This window comes from Actinokineospora diospyrosa (assembly GCF_024171925.1).
GTDB classification, from domain to species: Bacteria; Actinomycetota; Actinomycetes; order Mycobacteriales; family Pseudonocardiaceae; genus Actinokineospora; species Actinokineospora diospyrosa.
Window position 1 is genome coordinate 1 of record NZ_JAMTCO010000027.1, and the last position, 8,296, is coordinate 8,296.

At 66.9% G+C, this 8,296-nt stretch carries 6 protein-coding genes; all 6 read right to left on the minus strand.

Annotation, left to right across the window (positions count from 1 at the left end):
* The coding region (gene fxlM, locus LV75_RS34615) for a methyltransferase, FxLD system (protein WP_253891156.1) at nucleotides 1–950 on the minus strand (950 nt) is incomplete at its 3' end.
* Between the two features lie 33 nt (nucleotides 951–983).
* Entirely contained in the window at nucleotides 984–2,108 is a 1,125-nt protein-coding gene (locus tag LV75_RS34620) for a lanthionine synthetase C family protein (RefSeq protein ID WP_253891770.1), read from the minus strand.
* Nucleotides 2,105–5,089 carry a lantibiotic dehydratase gene (locus LV75_RS34625; protein WP_253891771.1) on the minus strand — a complete coding sequence of 995 codons (2,985 nt, stop codon included), beginning with the start codon at nucleotides 5,087–5,089 and terminating at the stop codon, nucleotides 2,105–2,107. The genes LV75_RS34620 and LV75_RS34625 overlap by 4 nt, the downstream gene beginning before the upstream one ends.
* Before the next feature lie 57 nt (nucleotides 5,090–5,146).
* On the minus strand, nucleotides 5,147–5,281 hold the full coding sequence (locus LV75_RS34630; RefSeq protein ID WP_121390475.1) for an FxLD family lanthipeptide: 135 nt from the start codon (nucleotides 5,279–5,281) through the stop codon (nucleotides 5,147–5,149).
* Nucleotides 5,282–6,199: 918 nt separating this feature from the next.
* The gene (locus tag LV75_RS34635) at nucleotides 6,200–7,405 is read right to left on the minus strand and encodes a helix-turn-helix domain-containing protein (protein ID WP_301320351.1); all 1,206 of its coding nucleotides are present in this window, start codon (nucleotides 7,403–7,405) and stop codon (nucleotides 6,200–6,202) included.
* The gene (locus tag LV75_RS34640; RefSeq protein ID WP_253891773.1) at nucleotides 7,405–7,707 is read right to left on the minus strand and encodes a putative quinol monooxygenase; all 303 of its coding nucleotides are present in this window, start codon (nucleotides 7,705–7,707) and stop codon (nucleotides 7,405–7,407) included. Before LV75_RS34640 ends, LV75_RS34635 begins: the two co-directional genes overlap by 1 nt.
* Nucleotides 7,708–8,296 lie beyond the last annotated feature (589 nt).

The window sequence follows — 8,296 nt, forward strand, 5'->3', positions numbered from 1 at the left end:
TCGGCGAGGGCGGGGCTGCGGGAGCTGATGGCGGGGGTGCAGAGGCCGCTGTCGATGGCGGTCTGGGTGGCGGCGATGCGGCAGGTGGCGGGGTCGGTGGCGGTGAGGGTGAGCCAGACGCCGTCGAAGGGTTCGGACGTGCCGATGGTGATGCCGGACCAGGCGCTGGTGCGGGGTTGGTCGAGGACGCCGGTCAGCGCTGCGGTGTCGATGGGCTGGTCGATGTCGTAGTAGAGGGTGACGGTCCCGTCGGTGGTGATGGTGCCGTTCTTCTCGCCGTCCTGGCCGATCATGGGGACGAATCCGCACAGGTCCATGCGGTCCGAGCGCAGCCGGTCCTGCTCGCGGATGAAGGCGACCGCTTGGGTCTGTCCGCGCCAGCGCAGCGGCACGACCAACCGGCCGCCGGGGAGGAGTTGGTCGTGCCAGGTGGGCGGGAGGTCCCAGGCGCCGACGGTGATGATGATGCGGTCGTAGGGGCCGTGTTCGGGGGCCCCGAGCGCGCCGTCGCGGGTGATCACCCGGACGTGCTCGTGGCCGGTGGCGTCGAGGCCGCGGCGGGCCCCGGCGGTGACCTCGTCGTCGATGTCGATCGTGGTGACGGCGCCGTCGGGGCCGACGAGTTCGGCGAGCAGGGCGGCGTTGTAGCCGGTGCCCGCGCCGATCTCCAGCACCCGCTGCCCAGGGTGCACGTCGAGCTGGTCGAGCATCATCGCCACCACCGTGGGCACCGACGCGCAGCTCAACGCCGCGCCGTCGTCGGCGCGCTTGGTGATCACGGCGATATCGGCGTAGGCGTCCTCCAGGCTCGCCTCGGGCACGAACCGGTGCCGCGGCACCGCGCGCAGGACGGCCTCCACCGCGGGCGTTTGGGCGTGGCCCGCGGCGAGGATGGTGTCGACCATGCGGGCCCGCAGCGTCTCCGGGGCGCTGTCGGTGGTGGTGTTCATCGGGTCCTTCCGTAGTGATGGGTTGAGTGTGGCTCAGCCGGACACCAGCAGGCACAGGTCCCACGTGGTCCGGGCAGGTTGGTCGGTATCGATGGTCAGGCAGGTCAACTGCTCGCCGGCTTCACCTTCGAGCAGGCCGTTGCCTGGCGTCGGTGACGACTGGAGATGGTGGTCGAGGCGTTCTCGGAGGCGGGGCAGGTGGGCGGCCAGCTCGCTGTCGGGACCGGCGTCTGCGGCTGCTCGCCAGGTGGTGAGGACGACGCCTGCCCAGCCGTGGCACAGGGTGGTGTCGACGAGCAGCCCTAGTTGGCTGGGGTCGGTGACGCAGCCTGCCAACGTGTTCTCCACCTGCTGTTGCCTTCGTGTGTCGCCGAGGGCCAGGGCAGCGAGTTGTAGAGCACGGGCCTGACCAGGAGTGCCGTAGCACCACGAGGGCCGCTGTGGACCGGCTTGTGTGACGGTCCCGGTCACGAGTTCGGCTCCGGTGATCCTGCCGGGCCACCACGCCTCGCGGCCAGTTCCGACACGCCAGTCGTCGAACCATCGCCAGATCGTGGAGATCGCCTCCACCTGCCCATCGACGACCAGGCCACGGCGCATCGCCATGGCCAGCAGCGCTAGTGGTCCGGCTATGCCGTGGGCGAGGCCCAGGTTGCCGTGTCCGCCGATCCATTCCTCTGCCAGGCTGTCGGTCGGTGGACCGCACCACCATCCCGGCAGCTCACCAAGCGGTTCGGTGAGGCGTACGAGGTAGGCCAGCACCTCGGTGAGCAGGTCGTGACCGCGGTGCAGCAGGTAGGTACCGATCCCGGTCAGGCCGCTGATCAGGTCGAACTCGCGGATGTCGGGGAGCAGGGAGTTGTCGATGCGGCGGTGGGCACGTTCGAGGCGTTCGCGAGTCAGCGTGACGATGTGCTCATCGAGGTCGGCTACAGCAGCGGCATAGGCGGGATGACCTGCGGTGCGGAGGGCGAACGCCACTGCGGGGGCACCTCGGTACAAGCTCGCGACATCGGGGTGGGCGGTGACCGGCCCTTCTGTCATCGTGACCGCCCACGGGTGGGCGTCGACGGCCGCGCAGGCACCAGTGCGGGCACGCTCGAAGTGGAGCAGGGCTATGCCCGCCGCCCCGTCGGCGAGGGAGTCGGTCGGCGTCACCGGCTGCCTCCGCGTCGGTGTGCCCACGTGAGCGCGACCTGTCGAACCAGGCGTCGACAGCGGATCTCGTAGTCGCGGTCGATGCCGATCAGCCGGTTGTGATGCATGTGCAGCAACGACTCGACTGCCGTGGCAACCTCATCATCGTCGGTGAGGTGGGAGCGGTAAGCAGCCAGAGCCTCGGCGCGTCGCTCCCAGGTCTGAATGAGGGCCTGGTTCCACCCATCCGGCGGGCTCGTCGCGGGATCGCGAAGCAAGGCCGATACCTGATCGAACAAAGGTCGATCGATAGCCGGGCCCGGCGGAGCGGGGTGATCGACAAGCCACTGCACCGCGACCTCGCCTCCGAGCAGGCCGCACACCGTGGCGACCATGTTCACGACAACCATCGCCTCGCGCTGCTCCGGGAGATAGCGGAGTTGCGCGGCGGTGGCCTGCGAGTCGGCCACGAAGACGTCTTCGGCGGCGGCCATCGCTTCACCCGCTCCATAGCGGCCAACCTCGGGGAAGTAGGTGTCGAGCACCAACCGCGAAATGGCCCCGTCACGACGCAAAGCCTCTGCCCATCGACCGAGTGCTACCTGCACGTCCGTGCCGTCGGCTGGTAGTCGGAGTCGGAGGTGATCGGTCTCGGTTGCGCTGCGGTAGCGGACAAACCAGAACGGCGGTTCGCCAAGGGGATCGAGCAGCGTGGGCAGCCGGTCGGTGATGATCTCGTTGATCCGCTGCTGGTGCGTGTGCAGCTTTGCGTTCAACCACGCCGCTGTTGGCGCTCCAGGCACCGCGCCGTGGGTTCTGCAGGAGATCCGTCGCGCAGTTACTCCCGTGGGTGCCGACGCGGGAGCCTGGGTGGATGTCAGCGGGAAGACGATCTCATGGGCGAAGCCGCCGATCCAGCCGAGTTCGCCAGGGTCGTTGATCGTCTCGACGAGGGTCGCGTCGCCGGTGCGCTCCATGTGGGCGACGAGCAATGCGACGTGGGTGGGCTCGTTGAGGTCCAGACGCAGGCTGCGATCGTCGGCGGCCAACTCGACCAGGTCGGGAACGCCCCAACGCTCACGCCAGGATTCCAGACTGGGCGCGTCGGCACTGGCAAGACGCCAGCGTGCGGGCGAGAGGATCGCACGGCCGTGGCGAATCCTTGGTAGATAGGGCATCTGGTTGGCGTGGCTGCCCCAATCGAACTTGTGCCACGAAGCTTGCAGACCGCGGGAGAGGTGGGCAAGAAACCTGGCCAGGGGTGGTGACTGCTTCTGCAGGGCGAGCCCGTGGAACGCTTGCGGCTCGATGATCCGCTGACTGGTCAGACTCACCAGATGGAAGCCATCCCGGGTGGCGGTGACTGCGAGATCGTCGAGTGCCACGGTGGCGTCGGCCCTGTGTTCTCCGAGGGACAGGACGTCCGGGAGGTATTCGGGTACCCGGCAGACGTTCTCGGCGTGTGCGTACACCGGCGGGAAAGACAACTGAGCGGGGACGGCCTGCCTGGCGGCTGTCGGGACAGACGCGTAGATCCTGCGCAGATCGGTCCCCGGGGCGACGGTGGCGAACCTGGAGGTGAACGTCCCGAGGCTCCGGCCTGGGGTGATCGTGAGCAGGTAGTCACCCTGATCCAGCGCATTGATGTCGGTGGCGTGGATGCGGGCCGCCACTTCGACGTGGGCCGGATACCGGGGCTGCGTGGCCTCGCTGACCATCAACGACTCGATAACGGGTTCATCGAGGACAATCTCTCGTCTTCGGTCGGCCAGGGCGGTCCAAGCCAGACTCAACAGTGTCTTGTCCCGGTCCGAGCCGGTTCGGAAGGAGGAAGGGCGAACACTTCCCGGGTAGCCAGAAGGAAACCCCAACCCGCTGTCCGGATGGACTACCTCGGTCAGCGGGACAAGAGTGCCGGTGCCGTACCGGTCGCAGAACGCGGTGTAGTAGTCGCGCCAAGCAGGCTCTCCAGTCGGTTGTGCGGTGAGCCGACCCAACACGGTGGCCGCGTCCTCGACGTCGCGAACAACCTGCTCGGGCACACGCACATCGCAGTCCAGGCGGAGGTCGATCGCCAAGGGAGTCCGCCCGCCGGTGGAGACCTCCCGCATTCGACGCCCGATCTCGATCCGGACGGCGCGGTTCTGGTTGTCGCCCAACGCATGGCGGTTGTGCCGACGAATCAGAACATCGACGGCGCACAGTTCATCGACAAGCGCTTCAAGACCGGCCACGTACTCGGCGCCTGCGGCATGAAGTTGGTCGAGCAGGTGACCAAGCGGGTCAACCACGGTCAGGGGAGCGCGCAGGCTCGTGATCAGGACCTGCTGGCGGACGAGTTCGCTCACCATCCTGGTGATCGTCGCCCGGTCCGCGTTCGGGTACTTCGCCAGCAGGAGGTCGACCAACTCGGCGAAGAGGATGGGCGTCGAGGCAGACGCCTGCGTGAACGCTACCGGCCCGGTCAGCCGAATGCTGACCGTCTCCGGTCCGCACGGGGCCTCTAACCGCGAACCTCGCTCGACGGCAAGGTTCGTGAACACGACCTTCAACCGTTCCAGGAGAATCGGTTCGGCTTCGAGACGTGCGATGACAGCCGCAAGCCACTGGGAGTCGACACGCGCGACCTCATGATGCTCCTGCCCCCACCTGCTCATCCCGGGCGAGCCGATCTCCGCGGACGCAACACCGGCGAACAGTCCGAACGGGGTATGCCGGGTGCACGCGCGCAGCGCGTATCGAACCGCGGTTGCCGCTGCTCGTCGCACTTCCTTCGGGCGCAGCGAGTCCAACGAGTCGAGCCGTTCCGCGAACGTGGGACTGGCGATCCGCACGGCGTCCGCGAAGGTGGAGCGCGACCACGTCCGCTTCAACCACGTTTGACAGCTCTCGGTATCGCCCAGGTCGGGCCAGTCATCCTGCGCTTCGCCGAGCGGGCAGGCAGCAGCTCGCAAGAGTGCGGCGCCGGTGTGGCGGTAAAGGAGTTTGCTGTCGGTGGACATCTCGAAGCCTCCTGACGAGGTGGCGCCGGGACGGGTAGTCCCGGCGCCGTGATCAGGTCAGACGTTGCTGACGCACGAGGAGGCGCACGTGGATGCGCACCCGTCGTCGGTCGCGCACGCGGCCGGTTCCCCCGCGGGAGAGTCGGAGACGATCTGCACATCCAGGGCGAACTCGTCCAGGGTGGCAATCATGGTGATCCCTTCGTCGATCTTCTTCTTGGCCCGACCGGAGGTGCCTGTTCTGCGTTCCGGCCGGTGTCGGTGGGGTGGCTAGGGCTCGTCGGCGTCTGCGGGCGCGGGGCGGAACCGAACATGCCCCCGCACAAGACGCACCGCGTCCACGTCTTGGAGTGGTGGCAAACGAACCGTGGGACACTCGTGCTCACTTCGCCCCGCTGGCGGTGGTGAGCACAGCAGGGGACATCGCGGCGCGCTGGCACTCGATGGGGGCCAGCCTGGCCCGTTGGCGAAAGGCTTCGCCGTTGACGCAGTCAGGGCCCCGGGCGACTGATGCACTACTCGCGTACCAGTGTGTCGCACACCGAGGCAGGGCGGCAGTTCGCTCCGAGGAGCTACCGAAGGGTTCCCTCTAATGAGTTGCGCCTAGGTGTCTGGCCAGTCAGTCAGGGCCGCGCGCGCCCGCGGCTGATCCGGAGCCGGGACGAACACCTCTGCCCAGCCTGACCCTTGCCTTGCGGCGTGGACGCCCAAGCTGGCCCACCACCAGCCGCCGATGCATATCGGTATGCGCGCGAACCGATGCGGCCACCTGGTCGATCTACCCCCACGAGCCAGCGACGGTGTCCAATGTGGCGGTCATGCTACTGGTGCTCCATACGTTGTGCTGCAGGGAAAGAACGACAGTTGGGCACTACACCTGGTGATGTGTCGGCGCAGCTCGACCATGAGCGTCACCTCAGACGACGCCCGCTTCGCATTGCCCTCACCCGGATTAGCCACCGTTGTCGTCCGCTGCCTCACTAACGCCAACACCTTCGCCATCTCAACCTCGCTGTCTGTCGCTGACCGACCCCCTTGCTAACGCCAAATTACCCGCACTTCGTGTGCGAGTCAACACATGGAGTGCGGGTAACGCACAAATTGTGCGGGTTAGATGGCCGGGCTGATCGCCTCAGTGAGGGCGGCCAGGTCAGGGTTGGCGGGGTCGGCTCGCAGGGCGTCAGCAAGGACCTCGCGAGCGGCCGGGTGGTTCTGGACCTGTTCCGGAGCGATCCGCAGCGCTTCACGGAGAGTCGAGGCCACGAGGTCCGGCGAGCGACGCTGGTTGTGCGCCCGCGCCACGTCGATCAACAGGCGGGCTTGCCGTTCAGGCGAGAGGTTGGACGTGTCGGCCTTGTCAGCTACACGTAGAGCCCGACCGGCGTCGCCGAGTTCGACCGCAATGTTGACCTCGTGAAGCAGCACGTTGGTCGGGCCGAACTCGGTGTTGTAGTCGTTGCGGTCGACCTCCAGCGCGCGTGCCAGTGCTGCGGCTTGGTCGAGGTAGCCGTACGCCTCGTCGCCTTCGTTGCCGCGAGCGGACGCCACGGCGAGCTGGAGGTAGAGCGCACCGGTCAGCGCGAGGGCTTCGTCTTCGCCGGACAAGACCAAGCGCGATAGTGCGTTGATCGCGGTCATCGCGGTGCGCTTGGCCAGGTCGAGCTTGCGGGCACCCTGGAACACGATCGCCAGGCGGAACGCGCCCGCTGCCATCAGCAGAGGTTCGTCAGCGTCTTCCGCTGCCGAGATGGCCCGGTCGACGGCCACCCAGGCCGCGCCGACCTCGCCGAGTTTCGACAGGACACCCGCGGCCGCCTGGTACGCCTTCGCCTTGGCGACACACATCCGGCGCCGGTCCGAGCCTGCCGTTTTTCGGGTGGCGTACTCCAGTTCGGGGATCAACGTCCCGAGCAGTTCGCTCAGGTTCTCGTACTGCGATCCGTGCGCGTACTCCCACGCCTGATCCGCACTGCGCCCCAACCGCTCGACGTCCACCGGCGACACATCGGACAGCACCGCATGGAGAGCGTCGCTCGAACACAACGCCAAGCTCAAAGAGGTGGCCGCCCGGGGCCTGGCGGTCGCCGCCACCACGTTCGCCTCCGGTGCCAACTCGGCCAGCTCGATCTCCAACGCCTCTGCGACCGCCTCCAGCACCGACATCCGGTCGATGCGCCGCGCACCCCGCTCAACCTGACTGACCCAACTCTCCGACCGGTTGAGGATCTTCCCCAGCTGCCCCTGTGTCAGTCCCCGTTTCCCACGGTGAAACGCGATCCGTCGACCTAGTGCCTTCTCGTCGCCAGGAGACGACATCACACCCCCTTGCCCGTCAACGACGACAAGAACTCCACCCGGAAGTCAGTCAGGTACTGGCTCCGCTCCGCCAGGAACCGCCTCGTGTGCGCCTGCTCCTCATGCACCTCGAACGCCGCCTTGTCCGCGTACACCTCATAGAAGACCCGCGACAACGGCGCGTCCGCCACCTCATGCACCGCGTACACCAACGTCCCAGGCTCTGTGGCGATGATCTGCGGCAACGTCTCCGCCACCAGCGCATCAAACCCGCGCGTCGCCTGCTCGTCCCGCAGCTCGAACCGCACCACCAATGCCCACATGGCGTCTCCCATCCTCCGGGTAGCACATATAGTACGTGCCCGCAGCGATGGTGCGGAACGGATGGGCTACAGGCAGGGCTCGTGACCACCTTCGCCCGCATCGCCGTGTCAGCCGATCATCGGCGCTTCTGGTGCCTGTCAACATCGGCATCAAGAAGCGCACCATCTCGGTGACTGGCGATCGAGCGCTACTTGTCCTCGCCGAGAAGGCCATCACTCTCACTCGGGGTTTCACTGCCCGAGCCAGCCCTTACTTGTCGCCACGCGTGATCTGGTCGTAGTCATAGAGGGTTATTCAGAGGTGGACTCACCCTCGCCTGGCGATCATGAAGGCCGGGGTGGGTTGACGTAGGCGGCGGTCCATTTGAGAGGATCTGGTTACCACACCAAAGAAACTCACCAAACGGACCGCCTGACATGTATCATACCACTGGCCTGACGCGCGAGTCCGTCGAGAACCTCTGCGCCGCGATTCACCACCAGGTCGGTGATGGTCGGCGGCCGTGGCCGCCGGTGTTGGGTTTGTTCACCTCGTTGGTCGTCACTTTGACGTATTTACGGCGGAATCGTGTCCAGGCGGAGTTGGCGG

Coding starts and splice junctions, on each gene's coding strand:
- LV75_RS34640 (WP_253891773.1), bottom strand. CDS start 7,707: ATGTGGGCATTGGTGGTGCGGTTCGAGCTGCGGGACGAGCAGGCGACG.
- LV75_RS34635 (WP_301320351.1), bottom strand. CDS start 7,405: ATGTCGTCTCCTGGCGACGAGAAGGCACTAGGTCGACGGATCGCGTTT.
- LV75_RS34630 (WP_121390475.1), bottom strand. CDS start 5,281: ATGATTGCCACCCTGGACGAGTTCGCCCTGGATGTGCAGATCGTCTCC.
- LV75_RS34625 (WP_253891771.1), bottom strand. CDS start 5,089: ATGTCCACCGACAGCAAACTCCTTTACCGCCACACCGGCGCCGCACTC.